General features: G+C 56.6%; 17 protein-coding genes. 4 read left to right on the top strand and 13 right to left on the bottom strand.

Features of this window, described 5'->3' with window-relative positions; genetic code table 11:
- Positions 1 to 26: 26 nt before the first annotated feature.
- Positions 27 to 353 carry a ChiQ/YbfN family lipoprotein gene (chiQ, locus tag FHC48_RS03875; RefSeq protein ID WP_025912725.1) on the top strand — a complete coding sequence of 109 codons (327 nt, stop codon included), beginning with the start codon at positions 27 to 29 and terminating at the stop codon, positions 351 to 353.
- 91 nt (positions 354 to 444) lie between these two features.
- On the opposite strand, the gene fur is transcribed toward chiQ, so the two are convergent.
- The 4 genes from fur to ybfF form a co-directional block, all read right to left on the bottom strand.
- Positions 445 to 891 (bottom strand): ferric iron uptake transcriptional regulator, encoded by a 447-nt coding sequence (gene fur / locus FHC48_RS03880; protein ID WP_008501066.1) that lies wholly within the window; start codon positions 889 to 891, stop codon positions 445 to 447.
- 291 nt (positions 892 to 1,182) lie between these two features.
- Complete coding sequence (fldA, locus tag FHC48_RS03885) at positions 1,183 to 1,713, bottom strand: flavodoxin FldA (protein ID WP_008501067.1); 531 nt, start codon at positions 1,711 to 1,713, stop codon at positions 1,183 to 1,185.
- 155 nt (positions 1,714 to 1,868) lie between these two features.
- On the bottom strand, positions 1,869 to 2,156 hold the full coding sequence (gene ybfE / locus FHC48_RS03890; protein ID WP_008501068.1) for a LexA regulated protein: 288 nt from the start codon (positions 2,154 to 2,156) through the stop codon (positions 1,869 to 1,871).
- A gap of 128 nt (positions 2,157 to 2,284) precedes the next feature.
- Positions 2,285 to 3,058: an esterase gene (ybfF, locus tag FHC48_RS03895; RefSeq protein ID WP_059365171.1), complete on the bottom strand. Its 774-nt coding sequence runs from the start codon at positions 3,056 to 3,058 to the stop codon at positions 2,285 to 2,287.
- Positions 3,059 to 3,241: 183 nt separating this feature from the next.
- Between ybfF and seqA the strand changes: the two genes are divergently transcribed.
- Positions 3,242 to 3,790 carry a replication initiation negative regulator SeqA gene (seqA, locus tag FHC48_RS03900; RefSeq protein ID WP_008501070.1) on the top strand — a complete coding sequence of 183 codons (549 nt, stop codon included), beginning with the start codon at positions 3,242 to 3,244 and terminating at the stop codon, positions 3,788 to 3,790.
- Between the two features lie 24 nt (positions 3,791 to 3,814).
- Positions 3,815 to 5,455 carry a phosphoglucomutase (alpha-D-glucose-1,6-bisphosphate-dependent) gene (gene pgm, locus FHC48_RS03905; RefSeq protein ID WP_023343591.1) on the top strand — a complete coding sequence of 547 codons (1,641 nt, stop codon included), beginning with the start codon at positions 3,815 to 3,817 and terminating at the stop codon, positions 5,453 to 5,455.
- Positions 5,456 to 5,545: 90 nt separating this feature from the next.
- Here the strand turns inward: pgm and potE are convergent, their stop codons facing one another.
- The 9 genes from potE to kdpF form a co-directional block, all read right to left on the bottom strand.
- Complete coding sequence (potE, locus tag FHC48_RS03910) at positions 5,546 to 6,859, bottom strand: putrescine-ornithine antiporter (RefSeq protein ID WP_008501072.1); 1,314 nt, start codon at positions 6,857 to 6,859, stop codon at positions 5,546 to 5,548.
- Positions 6,856 to 9,054, bottom strand: a complete 2,199-nt coding sequence (speF, locus tag FHC48_RS03915) for an ornithine decarboxylase SpeF (RefSeq protein ID WP_059365172.1) — start codon at positions 9,052 to 9,054, stop codon at positions 6,856 to 6,858. Before speF ends, potE begins: the two co-directional genes overlap by 4 nt.
- Before the next feature lie 254 nt (positions 9,055 to 9,308).
- Entirely contained in the window at positions 9,309 to 9,413 is a 105-nt protein-coding gene (gene speFL / locus FHC48_RS03920; protein ID WP_003858645.1) for a leader peptide SpeFL, read from the bottom strand.
- Between the two features lie 279 nt (positions 9,414 to 9,692).
- Positions 9,693 to 10,370 (bottom strand): two-component system response regulator KdpE, encoded by a 678-nt coding sequence (kdpE, locus tag FHC48_RS03925; protein ID WP_008501074.1) that lies wholly within the window; start codon positions 10,368 to 10,370, stop codon positions 9,693 to 9,695.
- Positions 10,367 to 13,054, bottom strand: coding sequence for a two-component system sensor histidine kinase KdpD (gene kdpD / locus FHC48_RS03930; protein WP_059365173.1), 2,688 nt, complete (start codon positions 13,052 to 13,054; stop codon positions 10,367 to 10,369). The genes kdpE and kdpD overlap by 4 nt, the downstream gene beginning before the upstream one ends.
- Complete coding sequence (gene kdpC / locus FHC48_RS03935; protein ID WP_023326915.1) at positions 13,055 to 13,630, bottom strand: potassium-transporting ATPase subunit KdpC; 576 nt, start codon at positions 13,628 to 13,630, stop codon at positions 13,055 to 13,057.
- Positions 13,631 to 13,642: 12 nt separating this feature from the next.
- Complete coding sequence (kdpB, locus tag FHC48_RS03940) at positions 13,643 to 15,691, bottom strand: potassium-transporting ATPase subunit KdpB (RefSeq protein WP_023326916.1); 2,049 nt, start codon at positions 15,689 to 15,691, stop codon at positions 13,643 to 13,645.
- 18 nt (positions 15,692 to 15,709) lie between these two features.
- Complete coding sequence (kdpA, locus tag FHC48_RS03945) at positions 15,710 to 17,389, bottom strand: potassium-transporting ATPase subunit KdpA (protein WP_045352572.1); 1,680 nt, start codon at positions 17,387 to 17,389, stop codon at positions 15,710 to 15,712.
- Positions 17,389 to 17,478 carry a K(+)-transporting ATPase subunit F gene (gene kdpF / locus FHC48_RS03950; RefSeq protein WP_014069365.1) on the bottom strand — a complete coding sequence of 30 codons (90 nt, stop codon included), beginning with the start codon at positions 17,476 to 17,478 and terminating at the stop codon, positions 17,389 to 17,391. The genes kdpA and kdpF overlap by 1 nt, the downstream gene beginning before the upstream one ends.
- 309 nt (positions 17,479 to 17,787) lie before the next feature.
- Between kdpF and FHC48_RS03955 the strand changes: the two genes are divergently transcribed.
- The gene (locus FHC48_RS03955; protein ID WP_008501079.1) at positions 17,788 to 17,994 is read left to right on the top strand and encodes a YbfA family protein; all 207 of its coding nucleotides are present in this window, start codon (positions 17,788 to 17,790) and stop codon (positions 17,992 to 17,994) included.
- The last annotated feature ends 77 nt before the right edge of the window (positions 17,995 to 18,071 follow it).

Here is an 18,071-nt window from a genome sequence, read left to right on the forward strand (position 1 = left end):
TCCCGCCGGACCGGAGACTGCAAATGATGAAAAAAATCGTAATCGTCGCGCTGTTGGCATCGGGGCTGGTGGCGTGTGCCCAGACTCAGGCACCGAAAGAGGACTCCCGCCTCAAGGAGGCCTACAGCGCCTGCATTAATACTGCGGAAGGATCGCCGGAGAAAATTGAAGCCTGCCAGAGCGTGCTGAACGTGCTGAAGAAAGAGAAAGCGCACGAGCAGTTCGCGACGCAGGAGAATGTCCGCGTGATGGATTACCAGGCCTGTATCCAGGCACGTAAAACCGGTAACGATCAGGAAGTGGCGAAGCGTTGCGATAAGATCTGGAACGAGATACGCAATAATAATAAATAAGTTTCTTTACGCCCGGTGGCACTGTGCCACCGGGCTTTTTTCTGGCAAAAAAAAGCCAACCTTACGGCTGGCTCAGAGTATGAACACTCACTTATTTTGCGTCATGCGCATGTTCATTTTCGCGGCAATCGCCTTCAGCGCAGTGACCATAAAGGTACAGGCTGTGGTTGGTCAGACGGATGCCGTGACGCGCGGCGATTTCACGCTGGCGCGCTTCGATAGAGTCATCGCTAAATTCAATGACCTTGCCACAGTCGAGGCAGATCAGGTGATCGTGGTGCTGCTGCTGGGTCAGTTCGAAGACAGATTTACCACCTTCGAAATTATGACGGGTGACAATGCCCGCGTCATCAAACTGGTTCAGCACGCGATAGACGGTAGCCAGCCCAATCTCTTCACCCATGTCGATAAGACGTTTATAAAGGTCTTCCGCACTGACATGGTGATTGTCTGGACCCTGAAGCACTTCGAGGATTTTTAACCGAGGAAGCGTAACTTTCAGGCCAGCCTTCTTTAATGCGGTATTGTTGTCAGTCATGCGGAATCTGTCCTGTTGCTAAACGATTCACTTCTGTAGGAAGTGACAGAAAATGCACCCGGGATAATGCGTCTCATTATAGAACTGCCATGGCTAAATGAAAACTGCAAGTCTCAGGCAAAATATGCTTATAAAAATGGGGTATCACCAACAAACTTGCTCGGTGGAAAACCACATTTTATCAGGGAGACATTGTACAGGTCTGGGCGAAAAAGTTAAAAGATTGTAGCAATTAATTTAATCGGTTTGACCTGGTGCGCGGGCGCAACCGCCGTTGCGCCGCGATAAAAATCAGGCGTTGAGAATATCGTCCAGGTGCAGTTCTTCACGGATCTGCTTAACCCATTTCTCGACGCGCTCTGCAGTCAGTTCTGGCTGACGGTCTTCGTCGATGGCCAGACCCACGAAATGGTCGTCATCGGCCAGGCCTTTGGACGCTTCGAAGTGGTAACCGGCGGTTGGCCAGTGGCCGACGATCACAGCGCCATTCGGCTCAATGATGTCGCGGATGGTACCCAGCGCGTCACAGAAGTACTCGGCGTAGTCTTCCTGGTCGCCACAGCCAAACAGGGCAACCAGCTTACCGTTGAAGTCCACTTCTTCCAGCGTCGGGAAGAAATCATCCCAGTCGCACTGGGCTTCGCCGTAGTACCAGGTCGGAATACCCAGCAGCAGAATGTCATAGCCTTCGAGATCTTCTTTGCTGCTCTTGGCGATGTCATGCACATCAGCAACGTCTTTACCGAGCTGTTTTTGAATGTTTTTCGCGATATTTTCGGTATTGCCGGTATCACTGCCAAAGAAAATGCCGATGATTGCCATGAGTAAAATAACCTCTTGAAACTTAATAGTATGGTGGCGCAATTCGGCCACGGATAAGGGCAATAATAGCAGAACTGGCAACCCTGCGGAAACAGCTATCGCGCAGGACTGCACTCTGTGCTACATGAAAAGGGTAATTAAGGGAATTTTCAGACTTATGCCTGGCTGCGCAGCATCTCAAGCTGGGCGATCAACATCTCTTCAATGAGCTCGCTGCGGCTAATATTTCGCGCGTCGGCCAGCTCGTTAAGCGCATCGACCGCGTCGGCGTTGAGCTTCAGTTCGACACGCTTAAGCCCACGATTTTTATCGCGTTTAAGCTGATTGCGTTTATTGATACGCAGCTGTTCATCGCGCGAAAGCGGATTCGTCTTCGGTCGTCCCGGGCGACGCTCATTCGCGAACAGATCTAGTGTCGTACGGTCCGTTTGTTCTTTGGCCATGATTCTGAGACTTCGGGGGAAACACGCCGCCCTGCTAATGCCCGGGCGATAAGCGCGCCATCATACATCACCAAAAACGGCGCGCCAACGACTGGAAGCCCGCAGCCTTCCAGTCGCTCTCTTTTTAATCAATTTGCAGTATCAGCAAGATAGCGGCGAATGGCGCGCAGCACGGCGTCAGGTTTTTCCGCATGCACCCAGTGTCCGGCTCCGGCAATGACGTGGGCGCGAGCCTGCGGGAATTGCGCCAGTATGGCGTCGCGGTACGCGTCGGTAACGTAAGGGGAGTTGCCGCCGCGAATAAAGAGGGTAGGGTGTGGCCAGGCGGGTACGGTTTGCCAGCCCACAATATTGTTGTACTGGTTCCAGAGCACCGGCACGTTAAAACGCCATTGCCCGTCAACAAACGACTTCAGCAGGAACTGGACGACGCCTTCTTCATCAAGATGCTCACGCATGACGGTAGCTGCCTGCTGACGCGTCGCGGCACCCGCCTCGGTGACCGCATTGATGGCGGCAAAAATTTCGTCGTGACGGCGGACGTCGTAATCCACGGGCGCAACATCAATCACCACCAGGCCGTTAATACGCTCCGGGGCCAGCGCCGTCAGGGCCATCACCGCTTTACCGCCCATTGAATGCCCGATGAGGGTCACCTTTTGCAAGTCGTTGGCATCCAGCGTATCCAGCAGATCCTGCGCCATCGCGGCGTAGGTCATCTCGTCGGAACGGCCGGAAAGACCGTGATTGCGCATATCAACCTGAAGAATATCGTGGTCGGTAACCAGATCGCGCGCCAGCACGCCCAGGTTATCCAGGCTGCCAAAAAGCCCGTGAACCAGTACGATGGGAGAATTATTGTTCGGCGATTGTGCAGTTTGCGCTCGGGTATTCAATTTCATGGCAAAGTTCTTTTTTTACGTATGTCAGGTTAGGGTATCATGTTGACCATTCTGCCGCCCGGCTGCAAGGTTCCAGTTTAATCTGACTTTTGCCGCCAACCTGGTTTGACGCTATCCGCTGTTGGGATTTGACCTTATAATCCCAATGACTTGTATTCAGATAAGATATCGCACTGGATTAAGATGAAAACAATCGAAGTTGATGACGAACTCTATCAGTATATTGCCAGCCAGACGCGGCATATCGGGGAGAGCGCGTCCGACATTTTACGGCGCATGCTTAAAATTTCCGCCGCTTCACAGCCTGCTACCCCAGTCACCAAAGATGTCGTGTCTCAGCCAAGCGTTGTTGCACAAGCAAAACCTGCCGTGACACCGGCAAAAGATAAAGTGCGCGCGATGCGCGAGCTGCTGCTTTCCGATGAATATGCGGAGCAAAAAAAGGCGGTTAACCGCTTTATGCTGGTGCTGTCTACACTTTATTCACTGGATAACAAAGCGTTTGCTGAAGCGACCGAGTCGCTGCACGGTCGTACTCGCGTCTACTTCGCGGGCGACGAGCAGACGCTGCTGCAAAATGGCAATCAAACCAAACCCAAACATGTTCCTGGCACCCCATACTGGGTGATCACCAATACCAATACGGGCCGCAAGTGCAGCATGATTGAACACATCATGCAGTCCATGCAGTTCCCGGCGGAATTGATTGAGAAGGTTTGCGGTACAATTTAACCCTTGCATCAGAAGGACCCGGTAATGGCAAATCACAGCCGTGCAGGCCAACCTGCACAACAAAGCGATTTGATTAACGTCGCTCAGCTGACCGCGCAGTATTACGTGCTGAAGCCGGTCGTGGGCAACGCAGAACACGCAGTGAAGTTTGGTACATCTGGTCACCGCGGCAGCGCGGCTCGCCACAGCTTTAACGAACCGCACATTCTGGCCATTGCTCAGGCCATTGCGGAAGAGCGCGCTAAAAATGGCGTTACCGGTCCGTGCTACGTGGGGAAAGATACCCATGCGCTGTCTGAACCGGCCTTTATCTCCGTGCTGGAAGTTCTGACTGCGAACGGCGTCGATGTGATTGTTCAGGAGAACAACGGCTTCACCCCAACGCCTGCGGTCTCTAACGCCATCCTGGTGCACAACAAAAAAGGTGGCGCGCTGGCTGACGGTATCGTGATCACGCCATCCCACAACCCGCCGGAAGACGGCGGCATCAAATACAACCCGCCTAACGGTGGCCCGGCAGACACCAACGTCACCAAAGTGGTGGAAGATCGTGCGAACGCCCTGCTGGCTGACGGCCTGAAAGGCGTGAAGCGCATCTCTCTGGATGCGGCCATGGCGTCCGGCCACGTAAAAGAGCAGGATCTGGTTCAGCCGTTCGTGGAAGGGCTGGCGGAGATCGTCGATATGGCGGCCATCCAGAAAGCCGGCCTGAAGCTGGGTGTGGATCCGCTGGGCGGCTCCGGTATTGAATACTGGAAACGTATTGCCGAGCACTACAAGCTGGATCTGACCATCGTGAACGATCACGTCGATCAGACCTTCCGTTTTATGCACCTGGACAAAGACGGCGCGATCCGTATGGACTGCTCCTCCGAGTGCGCGATGGCGGGCCTGCTGGCGCTGCGTGATAAATTCGATCTGGCGTTTGCGAACGACCCGGATTACGACCGTCACGGTATCGTCACTCCTGCCGGGCTGATGAACCCGAACCACTATCTGGCTGTTGCGATCAACTACCTGTTCCAGCACCGTCCGCAGTGGGGCAAAGAGGTGGCTGTCGGTAAAACGCTGGTGTCCTCCGCGATGATCGACCGCGTGGTCGAGGCGCTGGGCCGCAAGCTGGTGGAAGTACCTGTGGGCTTCAAATGGTTTGTTGACGGTCTGCACGACGGCAGCTTTGGCTTCGGTGGTGAAGAGAGCGCGGGGGCCTCTTTCCTGCGCTTCGACGGCACGCCGTGGTCAACCGATAAAGACGGCATCATCATGTGCCTGCTGGCGGCGGAAATCACCGCGGTCACCGGTAAAAACCCGCAGGAACATTACAACGACCTGGCAGCACGCTTTGGTGCGCCAAGCTATAACCGTATTCAGGCCAGCGCAACGTCTGCCCAGAAAGCGGCCCTGTCCAAACTCTCTCCGGAGATGGTCAGTGCAAGCACCCTGGCGGGCGATCCGATCACCGCGCGTCTGACGGCGGCACCGGGTAACGGTGCGTCTATTGGTGGTCTGAAAGTGATGACCGAAAACGGCTGGTTCGCTGCGCGTCCATCCGGTACGGAAGATGCGTATAAAATCTATTGCGAAAGCTTCCTCGGCGCTGAGCATCGTCAGCAGATTGAGAAAGAAGCGGTAGAGATTGTCAGCGAAGTGCTGAAAAACGCGTAAGTGCGGTTTGTGTGCCGGGCGGCACTGCGTTTGCCCGGCCTACAACAACGATCGTAGGCCCGGTAAGCGCTAGCGCCACCGGGCTTTTTTTCAACTGTGCTTATTCTTCAATTCAAACCGTGGTGACACCAGACCGTACAGCGTCCAGCCCATAAAGGTCACCATCGCACCATACAGCATCGCTTCCTGTCCGGAGGAATAGAGCGCATAGAAGCTGTAGATTGCGCCAATCAGCGCCACGATATTGGCCGCACGCGCCTTGCGCGGATCCACCTTCGCAACCTTCTGAATAATCACCAGCGCCGCCATCGACAGAATATACGGAATGATGTTCGTCACCACCGCCAGGTTGACCAGCACGTTGAACTGGCTGTTCAGCGACGGGCTAATGGTCATCAGCGACAATCCGCTCTGGAAGATAACAATCGCCAGCATGCCCTGCACCGGTGCATCGGCTTTGGTGACGCGGGAGAAGATTTTTGGGAAGTAACCTTCATCAGCCGAAGATTTAAATACCTGTGCGATGGTGAATTGCCAGCCAAGCAGTGAACCGCAGCATGACATGACCATCAGACCCATAATCACTTTCCCGACTTCCGGCGTGAACATCTGCGCGAAGGCCAGCCCGAACGGCGCCGTGGAGTTGGCCAGATCCATGTTCGGAACGATGCCCGCGATGACGTTTGTCGAGACGATATAGATCACCGCTGCGCCCAGCGTACCGCCGAGGACCGCAATCGGCACGTTCTTTTCAGGGTTATCAACCACTTCTGCGTTGGCGCAGGCGGATTCCAGGCCCAGGAAGGCCCAGAGCGTCATGGCGATAGAAGAGCCGACTGCGCTGAAGAACGGCACATGGTGCGGGTTCCAGGAGTTGGCGTACAGGGTCGGGCTGAACCAGAACCAGCCGATGATGCACAAGCCGACGACTGGAATAATCACGCCCCAGACGGTGATGCTGGAGAGCTGTCCGGTGATACGCGCCCCGCCAAAGTTAGCCACGGTGCAGATCCACAGCACGCCGATGGTGGCCAGGCCAATCTGTACCGGGCTAAGCGTCGCGCCAAACAGCTCCGTACCGTAGCCCACGGCGGAGATGGCAATCGCCACGTTGGCGATCAGCAGTGACACCCCGTAGGTATAGTTGGCCATAAAGTTGCCCGACTTGCCAAAGGCATACTCGGCGTAGCCCCCCATGCCGCCTGACTTGCGGCTGAACATCCCGCACTTGGCAAACGCCCATGCCAGCGCCATCGAGCCGACGGCGGTCACCAGCCAGGAGATAATTGAAATGGTTCCTACTTCGGCAAGCTTGGTGGGCAGCATAATGATCCCTGAACCCATCATGTTCACCATGGTGAGGATGGTCAGCTGCACCACGCCCATCTTATTGGACTTACTCATAATTTCTCTCCTTTCAGCAGCGCGGACTGAGCGGCGGGTTGTTTGATGACGTTACAGCGAACCTGTTTGCGGCCCTCGCACTCTTCGACGTACACACCCTGCAGCTCCGGCGCGAAGCCCGGCAGCAGGTTGATGCCTTCTTCCAGCGCGGCGAAGTAGCGCAGCACAGAGCCGCCCCAGACCTCCCCTGGAACCACGCACAATACTCCCGGTGGATAAGGGAGGGCGCCTTCCGCGGCGATGCGGCCTTCCGCGTCGCGCAGGGAGACCAGTTCCACTTCTCCGCGCAGATAGGCGTAGTTCGCGTCCTGCGGGTTCATCATCACGCGCGGGAAGTGAGACTTGCGGAACATCTCTTTCTGCAGCTGTTTGACATTGTGACGGGCGTACAGGTCATGCATCTCCTGGCATATCTGGCGCAGGGTGTAATCCGCGTAACGTTCCGGATGTTGTCTGCAGATGGAAGGCAGCACCTCTTTTAATGGAGCATCGCTCTCGAGCAGTTTTTCGAAACGCACCAGCTGCGCCACCAGCTGCTGCAGCTTGCCCATATCTTCCGCAGGCGTGAGCAGGAACAGGATCGAGTTGAGATCGCATTTCTCCGGCACGATGCCGTTTTCACGCAGGAAGTTGGCGAGGATGGTGGCAGGCACGCCGAAGTCGTCATACTCCCCGGTGCGGGCGTTAATGCCCGGCGTGGTCAGCAGAAGCTTGCACGGGTCAATAAAATACTGATGCTCGGCGTAGCCTTCAAAAGCGTGCCAGTTTTCACCCGGTACGAAGTGGAAGAAGCGCAGATCGGTCGCAATCTCCGCCGTGTCCCAGCTTTCCCACGGACGGCCATCCACCGTCTCCGGCACGAAGGGGCGCAGATACCGGCAGTTCTCCAGGATTAGTTTTCGCGCCTCAATCCCGTTCACCACGCAGTCCATCCACATGTTGCGGCCGCTCTGGCCTTCATGCATACGGGCGTTGATGTCCAGCGCGGCAAACAGCGGATAGAACGGGCTGGTGGAGGCGTGCATCATAAAGGCATTATTCAGCCGCTTATGCGGGACATAGCGCTGCTGACCTTTGATGTGGCTGTCTTTCTTGTGAATTTGCGAGGTCTGGGAGAAGCCGGCCTGCTGTTTATGCACCGACTGGGTAACCAAAATCCCCGGGTCGTTTTCGTTCAGCTCCAGCAGCAGCGGCGAGCAGTCGGCCATCATTGGAATAAACTGCTCGTAACCCACCCAGGCCGAGTCAAACAGGATGTAATCACACAGGTGCCCAATCTTATCCACCACCTGGCGGGCGTTGTAGATGGTGCCATCGTAGGTGCCCAGCTGGATCACCGCCAGACGGAACGGACGCGCATCGCGTGCACGGCCGGGTGCGACTTCTGCCACCAGCTCGCGAAGATAGCTTTCTTCAAAACAGTGGGCGTCAATGCCGCCGATAAAGCCGTACGGGTTGCGCGCGGTTTCCAGATAGACCGGCGTTGCGCCTGCCTGGAGGAGGGCACCGTGATGGTTGGATTTGTGGTTATTACGGTCGAACAGCACCAGGTCGCCCGGGGTGAGCAGGGCGTTCAGCACCACTTTGTTGGATGACGAGGTACCGTTGAGCACGAAATAGGTCTTATCGGCATTAAAGACCTTCGCCGCATGCTGCTGTGCGATGCACGGCGCGCCTTCGTGGATCAGCAGATCGCCCATTGCCACGTCGGCGTTGCACAGATCGGCGCGGAAAAGCGTCTCGCCAAAGAAATCAACGAACTGATTACCGGCAGGATGGCGGCGGAAGAACTGGCCGCCCTGATGCCCCGGGCAGTCAAACGCGCTGTTGCCCTGTTTTACATAGTCGACAAGGGCGCGGAAAAACGGCGGACGCAGCTGGGTTTCATACTTCAGGGCAGCCGCCTCCAGCTGTCGTCCATAAAAGTCGTTGCTGGTGTCTGAATACTCAAATACGCCATGAATGCGCGATAAATAATCTGCCGGAATGAATTCTTCTTTATGCGTCGCGACAAAAACAGGAATGCCAAATCCGGTGGCTTCTATTTCTTCCAGTATGCCGTCGGTAATATCACTGACCGCCAGCACAATAGCGGCAACGTCGATATAATCCGAGGCCCGGACATCCACCAGTTCACGCTGGGTGGTAAAGCAATCAGGACAGGCGCGGCTGGCTGCGATTTTTAAACTTTTCATCTTTCTCTCTTTATTTTAGGTAATAAGCGTCCCTCGATTTCTTGCAAAAAAGAAATCGATAATTTTCCGGAAAAAAAGCAAAGGGTGGCCGCTGATTAAAATCAGTACATTGCTTTTTTGATGATTGAAATTCAGTCCGCCCGGTGCGGATGGGTCTGAATCAAAATGAATGAGCGCACGCGTTCACAGGCAATGGCCTGTAAAATAAGAGGTTTCAGGATAACCTGTAAGTGAGTGCGCCAGAAGTCGAAGGACTACCGGGCATTAAAGAGATGAAAGTCAAAGCAGTTTCGGTGGGCAAACATCATGATATGTGTTGTCCGCCTTATATGGGGCATTAAACGATTGTTGTTTTCCATGATTTATTTTCCTTTCAGTAATTGAAAGCACGGTCATTTTATCCAGGAAAACGCGATTAACTGTGAAGGAGATCACCGTTAACCGATCATTTTAGAAATAAATAGTCGTTTTTGATGAATATCTCAGATCAAAATTCTGATTTGTTGATATCGGGTTAACAGGATGTATTGCAAATGTTTTAAATGGGCATAAATAACCCAAAAAATATCGATTGGATTATTTATGAAATATTTTCTGAGAGGTTTTTATTTTATTTAAAAAATAAAATGAATAGTTATTCAGAGCATAAACCGATAACCGATACCGGTTTCAGTTAATAAATGGCGAGGGCGAGCGGGGTCGACTTCGAGTTTCTGACGAAGGTGCCCCATATATATGCGTAAATAGTGACTATGTTCCACGGCGTTGGGCCCCCACACCTGACTTAACAGCTGGCGCTGGGTGAGAACCTTGCCGTGATTGTTGAGCAGCACGGCGAGCAGGCGAAATTCGATGGGCGTGAGGTGAATTTCCTCTTCGCCGCGCACAATGCGCCGCGCGGCCAGGTCAACCCGGATATCCCCAAACGTGTAGGTTGGATCGGCAGGCGTGGTGGCGCTGTGGCGACGCAGCGCCACGCGCAGGCGAGCCTGTAGCTCGCCGATGCCAAACGGTTTAATCAGGTAGTCATCCGCCCCGGCATCCAGCGCGGCGATTTTATCCGTCTCTTCAGTACGGGCGGAGAGCACGAGGATCGGCATCTGGCTCCACTGACGGACTTCACGAATAAAATCGATGCCGTCACCGTCCGGGAGACCCAGATCGAGGATCACCAGGTCCGGCTTGCGGGTGGCGGCTTCAATTAACCCCCGCTGAAGCGTACCTGCATCATGGACGCGCAGACCGTCTCCTTCCAGCGCAGCGCGCAGAAAACGGCTAATGGCGATCTCATCTTCAACAATCAGAACGTTGATCACAAATCCTCTGGTAATTCATTAAGTTCTGGCGGGGTTTCCAGAGGAAGTGTAACACAAAAACGCGCACCGCCTTCCGGACGATTCTCCGCGGAAATGGCCCCGCCGTGGACGTCAATGATCGCCTGGCAAATGGCCAGCCCCAGCCCCACGCCCGGAATGGCCGACTCCTTATTGCCGCGCGCGAATTTCTCGAAAATAGCCAACTCCTGCCCGGCAGGAATGCCCGGGCCGGTATCCCAGACGTTAAGGCGAAGCGCGCCGTCGTCCACCGTCGCATCCACCCCAATCTGCGCGCTGGCGCCCGCATATTTGGCGGCATTTTCCAGCAGGTTGATCAGCACCCGTTCAAACAGCGGACCATCAACATGAATTAAGGTCAGGGGCTCGGGCATGTTCAGCGCAATATGTCGCCCGCCCAGGCCGGGTTCGAGCATTTTCAGCGCGCTGCCCACCACCTCTTCCAGCGTGAGCCACTCTTTTTTGAGGTTAAATCCGCCCGACTGGATACGCGCCATGTCGAGCAGGTTATTCACCAGGCGCGTGGTATTCAGCACGTGCTGGCGGATCTCGCTGGCCTGGAGTGCATGTTTAGAGCCTTCCGCCGCCAGGTCCAGCGTCAGAATTTCTGACTGACCAAACAGGACGGTGAGCGGGGTACGCAGATCGTGAGACAGCGCCGCCAGCAGCGAGTTACGAATGCTTTCACGCTCGCTCGCCAGCCGGGCCTGTTCCTCGCTGGCGGTGAGGGCCAGTCGTTCCAGCGCGCTGGCAACCAGCAGCGTAAACGTCTCCAGTAAACGCTGCTGTTCGGGGATCATCAGCTGGCGCAGGTTAGAAGGCTCCACGATGACCAGCCCCTGATTTTTATCGGCGCTGCGCAGGGGCAGAATTTGGTAGGGCACGCCGGGGAGGGTGTCGGTCCCTGCGCCCGCCGGTAAGCCTTTGTCAAAGCTCCAGCGCGCGATGGCTTCGTCCCAGGGCGTCATGCCTGTGGCGGAGGTCAGCGGGCGCAGCTTGCCGTGTTCGTCCGGGAGTAAAATCAGGTTGCTGGCATGAAACGTCGAGCGGATAAACTGCTCGCTGGTCTGCACGATATCCAGCGGCGTGCGGCCCACCGCCAGCGATTTCGACATCTCATAGAGATGGCGCGTGCGCTGTTCGCGATAGCGGGCGATGCGCGCCTGATAGCGCACGCCCGCCGTCAAATTGCCGATCACCAGCCCGACGGTGAGCATGACGGCAAAGGTGAGGATGTACTGTACGTCCGAGACGGCCAGCGTCCCGCGGGGGGCAATAAAGAACAGATCGAAGCTGATGACGTTGATCACCGTCGCCAGGACCGACGGCCAGCGCCCGTAGAAGAGCGCCACCACCACCACGCCCAAAAGGTAGATCATCACCAGGTTGGCGGCATCAAACGCAATCAGCCACTGGCTGGCAATCACGGTAATCAGGGCGCAGAGCACGACGGCGACGAGACAGCCGCGAAGCTGAATGCGCCATTTATCGCTGAAGGTACGGCTGTCCGGCGCGCGATTGGGTAAGGGGGTAGGTTTGTCATCCAGCGCCACGATCACCAGATCCAGATCCGGCGCGCGACGGGCCAGCTTGTCGGCAAAGGATTCTCGGCTAAACCAGCGCCGATGCTGACGACGGCCGATGACGATTTTCCCCAGGTTATGCTCGCGCGCGTAGCGCAGAATGGCTTTATCTTCCTGCGGATCGGAAAGGGTGGCGGTTTCCGCGCCCAGCTCCTGCGCCAGGCGCAGCGAGCTCAGGATCGCACGACGCTGGTTTTCGGGCAGCGCGTGCAGCTGCGGCGTTTCAACATACACCGCATGCCAGACGCTGCCAAATTTGGCCGCCAGGCGCGCGGCGGTGCGGACAAGCTTTTCATTGCCGCTGCCGTGGCCCACGCACAGCAGGATGGCGTCCCGCGTGTGCCAGACGCGTTCCTGTCCCTGTAAATCGCGCCAGGCGCGCATCTGATCGTCCACCCGGTCGGCGGTTCGGCGCAGGGCCAGCTCGCGCAGGGCAATCAGGTTGCCTTTACGGAAGAAATGTTCGATGGCGCGCTCGGCCTGGCCGGCGATATAGACTTTGCCTTCGTGCAGGCGCTGGCGCAAATCGTCAGGAGGCAGGTCAACCAGCACCACCTCATCGGCAGAATCAAAGAACGGGTCGGGCACCGTCTCGCGCACCTGAATGCCGGTCACGCCGCTGACCACGTCGTTCAGGCTTTCAAGATGCTGAACGTTAACCGTGGTGAACACATCAATGCCGGCCTCGAGCAGCTCTTCAACATCCTGCCAGCGTTTGGGATGGCGTGAGCCTGGCGCATTGCTGTGCGCCAGTTCGTCCATCAGGATAAGGGCGGGACGGCGGGCGAGGGCGGCATCGAGATCGAATTCGGTGACTAACCGACCGCGATGGCTGATGCGGCGGGGCGGCTGGGTAGCCAGCCCCTTCAGCAGTGATGCCGTCTCTTTACGTCCGTGGGTTTCAACCACGCCGATCAGAATATCGAGCCCCTGCGCCCGAAGCCGCTGGGCTTCCGTCAGCATGGCGAAGGTTTTCCCGACGCCCGCGCAGGCGCCGAAGAAAATTTTCAGTTTGCCGCGATGGGCTTCAGCTGTTTGTTCGAGCAGCCTGTCCGGATCCGGGCGCATGGGCTCGTCGGTCATTTAGTTTTTCCTTAGCGCGTCCAGCGCCAGATTCAGCTCAACAATATTTACCACGGGCATGCCGATGAAGCTGACCAGCGGCTTTTGCGTGTGCTCTGCCACCAACTGGCTCACCTGTTCGACGGTCAGCTGACGGGCAGCGGCGACGCGCGGGATCTGCCATGCCACGGCTGCTGGCGTCAGGCTGTAGTCCAGTCCGCTGGCCGAGGCGGTTACCAGCTCCACGGGAACGTCACGGCTGGCCTGCGGATTCGCGGCGCGCAGGGCTGCCACGCGCTCAGCGACGGCTTTGTCCAGCTCGGGGTTGCTGCCCGCCAGGTTACTGCCGCCGGATGCCATCGGATTATACGGGCTTTCGGCAGTGGCGGAAGGGCGTCCCTGGAAGTAGCGAGCATCCGTAAAGTTCTGACCAATCAGGCGTGAACCGCGGTTTTCGCCGTTTTGTATAATCAGCGAGCCGTTGGCCTGATCCTTAAACCACCACTGGCCCAGCGCGGTGGTTACCAGCGGGTACAGCCCGCCGGTAATGAGAGACAGCAGAATAAACAAAAGTATAGCGGGGCGTAACATCGTCATTTGATTCACCTTTTAAACCAGCCCGAACAGGGTCAACAGCAGGTCGATAGCCTTGATACCGATGAAAGGCACCACCAGCCCGCCCAGGCCGTAAATCCACAGGTTGCGGCGCAGCATGGCGGCCGCCGTGAGCGGCTTATAGCTCACGCCCTTCAGCGCCAGCGGGATCAGGAAGACAATAATCAGGGCGTTAAAAATCACTGCGCTCAGAATGGCCGAGGCCGGAGAGTGCAGGTGCATCACGTTCAGGGCGTTTAATTGCGGATAGGTCGCAGCAAACGCGGCCGGAATGATGGCGAAATACTTCGCCACGTCGTTGGCGATACTGAACGTGGTCAGCGAACCGCGCGTCATCAGCATCTGCTTGCCGATGTGCACCACTTCAATCAGCTTGGTCGGGTTAGAGTCGAGGTCGACCATGTTGCCCGCCTCTTTTGCGGCCTGGGTACCGGAGTTCATCGCCACCGCCACGTCGGCCTGCGCGAGGGCAGGAGCATCGTTGGTCCCGTCGCCGGTCATCGCCACCAGACGGCCTTCCGCCTGATACTGACGAATCAGTGCCAGCTTGGCTTCCGGTGTGGCTTCGGAAAGGAAATCATCCACGCCCGCTTCGGCAGCAATCGCCGCGGCGGTAAGACGGTTATCCCCGGTGATCATCACCGTTTTGATCCCCATTTTACGCAGCTGGGCAAAGCGCTCTTTGATGCCGCCTTTGACGATGTCCTTCAGGGCAATGACCCCGAGCACGCGCGCGCCTTCGGCCACCACCAGCGGCGTCGCCCCCTGACGGGCCACGCTTTCGACCAGGCTGTCCACTTCCGGCGGGAAGTGGCCGTTGTTGGCCTCGATGTGGCGGCGGATGGCGTCAACCGAGCCTTTACGGATCATGCGATCCTGAATGTTAATGCCGCTCATGCGGGTTTGCGCCGTGAAGGGCACGAACGTGGCGTGCAGGCTCTGAACGTCGCGCTGGCGCAGGTTAAAGCGCTGCTTGGCGAGGATCACAATGCTGCGGCCTTCCGGGGTTTCATCGGCAAGCGAGGAGAGCTGGGCGGCATCCGCCAGCGTTTTTTCATCCACGCCCGGGGCGGGTAAGAAATCCGACGCCTGGCGGTTACCGAGGGTAATGGTGCCGGTTTTATCCAGCAGCAACACATCCACGTCACCGGCGGCTTCTACCGCACGCCCGCTGGTGGCGATGACGTTGGCACCGAGCATACGGCTCATGCCGGCCACGCCGATGGCCGACAGCAGGCCGCCGATGGTGGTGGGGATCAGACAAACCAGCAGCGCCACCAGCACCGTGACGGTGACCGCGGTACCGCCATAGGCAGAGAACGGCCACAGCGTCGCGGTTGCCAGCAGGAAGACAATGGTCAGGGCCACCAGCAGGATGGTCAGGGCAATCTCGTTTGGCGTTTTACGGCGCTGTGCGCCTTCCACCATGGCGATCATCCGGTCGAGGAAGGTTTCACCCGGGTTAACGCTGCACTGGATCACCAGCCAGTCGGAGAGAATGCGCGTCCCGCCCGTCACGGAGGCGAAATCGCCGCCGGACTCACGGATCACCGGCGCGGATTCGCCGGTAATAGCGCTCTCATCCACCGATGCGCCCCCTTCAATAACTTCGCCGTCGCAAGGGATGATGTCACCGGCTTCCACCAGCACCACATCGCCTTTACGCAGTTCATCTGCCGGAACGTGGTCCATCTGGGCACCGTACTTCGGTTCACGTAGCTTGCGTGCGAAGGCGGTCTTTTTCACCCCTTTCAGGCTGTTGGCCTGGGCTTTGCTCCGGCCTTCCGCCAGCGCTTCCGCAAAGTTGGCGAACAGCACGGTAAACCACAGCCACAGGCTGATGGCGCCGGTAAACATCGCATTTCCCGGCATATGGCCCGTTCCCATGGCAATCGCCAGGGCGGTGGTCAGGACGCTTCCCGCCCAGACGATAAACATCACCGGGTTGTGCCACTGCACGCGCGGGCTCAGCTTTTTCACCGCATCCATGAGCGCCTGGCGAACTAATGACGGTTCGAACAGGGCCAGTTGTTTACGACTCATGACAATTTCTCCGCAAAATCAGCGTAAAGAGAGGTATTCCGCGACCGGGCCTAACGCGAGGGCGGGGATAAAGGTCAGGGCGCCGACCAGCAACACGGTGCCCGTCAGCAGGCCGATAAACAGCGCGCCGTGGGTCGGTAACGTTCCGGTGGTGGTCGGTTGGATTTTTTTGTTCACCAGCGATCCGGCTATCGCCATGACCGGCACAATGATCCCGAAGCGACCCACAAACATGCAGAACGCCAGCAGACAGTTCCAGAATGGAGAGTTGGCGCTTAGGCCTGCAAAGGCGCTGCCGTTGTTGTTGGCGGCAGAGGAGACGGCATACAGCACTTCGCTAAAACCGTGAATGCCAGGGTTAAAGATGCCGCTGCGTCCAGCCTCGGTCATCAACGCCAGCGCGGTGCCGAGCAGCACGAGGGCCGGGGTGACCAGAATTGCCAGCGCGGTTAATTTCATTTCGCGAACGTCGATCTTTTTACCCAGATACTCCGGGGTGCGGCCAATCATCAGACCGGCAATAAACACCGCCAGCAGCACGAACAGCAGCATGCCGTAAAGACCGGAGCCCACGCCGCCAAACACCACCTCACCAATCTGCATCAGCCACATCGGGATCATGCCGCCCAGCGCCGTAAAGGAATCATGCATGGCATTGACGGCCCCGCACGACGCTGCCGTGGTGACCACCGCATACAGGCTGCTGGCGAGAATGCCAAAGCGGCTCTCTTTACCTTCCATGTTGATTGCGCTATCTGCACCCAGTGAGAGGAAGTGCGGATTACCCTGCCATTCGGCCCACATCACCAGCGCAACACAGACCACGAAAATAAGCGACATGGTCCAGAGCAGGGTACGCCCCTGACGGCGATCGTTGACCACGTCGCCAAAGGCAAAGCAGAGCGCGGCGGGGATCAGGAAAATCGCCAGCATCTGCACAAAATTGGTCAGGGCGGTCGGGTTTTCGAACGGGTGCGACGAGTTGGCATTGAAGAAGCCGCCACCGTTCGTTCCGAGCATTTTGATGGCTTCCTGCGACGCCACTGGCCCCATCGGCAGGAGCTGTTTTGCGCCTTCCAGCGAGGTATAAGGTGCGTAAGGCAGCAGGTTTTGCAGGGTGCCCTGCTGAATGAAGAACAGCGCGATCAGCAGCGCAATCGGCAGCAGGATCCACAGCGTAATGCGCGTCAGATCCACCCACGCGTTACCCAGCGTGCTCACTTTCTGGCGCGCAAACGCCCGCGTTAGCGCGAAGATCACCGCAATACCGCTGGCGGCAGAGAGGAAGTTCTGCACGGTTAACCCGACCATCTGGCTGAAGTAGCTGAGCGTGGTTTCACCGGCATAGGACTGCCAGTTGGTGTTGGTGACAAAACTGACCGCCGTGTTTAGCGCGAGATGCCAGGACAGGCCCGGTAACTGCTGCGGATTCAAAGGCAGGACACCCTGCAACATCAGCATGGCAAAAAGCGCGATGAGGCCAACGATATTCAGCAGCAGAATGGCGATCAGATAGTCACGCCAGTTCATCTCCCGATCGTCTATACCCAGTACGCGCCAGATCCCTTTTTCAACGCTTCCCGTGCCGGGCAGGGGAACGTTATTGATGAGCCGTGCCAGCCCCGAGCCCAGTGGCCTTGCCAGGACGAACAACACCACTAAGAAACTGGCAATAAGCAAAAACGCCTGAGCAGCCATCAGAATGCCTCCGCATTAATCAGGGCATAAACCAGATAACCCAATAACAGGAACACCAGCACGATGCCGGCAATAAGACCTGCACTCACAATCCACCTCCGGGTGACTTTTGTTGTTGTGCTAACGGTAGGATTTATGGCGCAAAGATTTCGCAAAAATGAGAAGGGCGGGTGTAAAAAAAGTATAAAAATGGCAAAGCCCACAATTTAACTATTGATAAGTAATTCGTTAACTTTTTTGTAACTTAATTACGGCGTGAATGTAAATTTTGGCTAAACGGACGAAAATAAGTGGTCGGATGAGTAGTAAAATTACAAACAAAGCGATATTATTTTAGCCAGGTCACAGATTTTGAATTTTCCGGATGACGTTTCCGGCCAACTATAGGGGAGAAAAATATGGATCTTTATAAAGAGTTTCCGGCTCATATCGTGTTCATGCGCCGCGCTTTCGCCGTAGTGGCTGGCGTGCTGGCTCTGCCGGTGATGCTGTTCTGGAAAGATCGTGCACGTTTTTATAGCTATCTGCACCGCGTCTGGGCGAAAACCAGCGAGAAGCCGGTGTGGATGGATCAGGCCGAGAAAGCGACCTGCGATTTTTACTGATACTAAGACGACACCCAGAAAAAAACGCCGGGGGAGCGATAGCCCCTCGTCAGGGTTTACAGGCACATATTTGCCGT

It is taken from the genome of Enterobacter sp. EC_50, assembly GCF_019584525.1.
GTDB lineage: Bacteria > Pseudomonadota > Gammaproteobacteria > Enterobacterales > Enterobacteriaceae > Enterobacter > Enterobacter roggenkampii.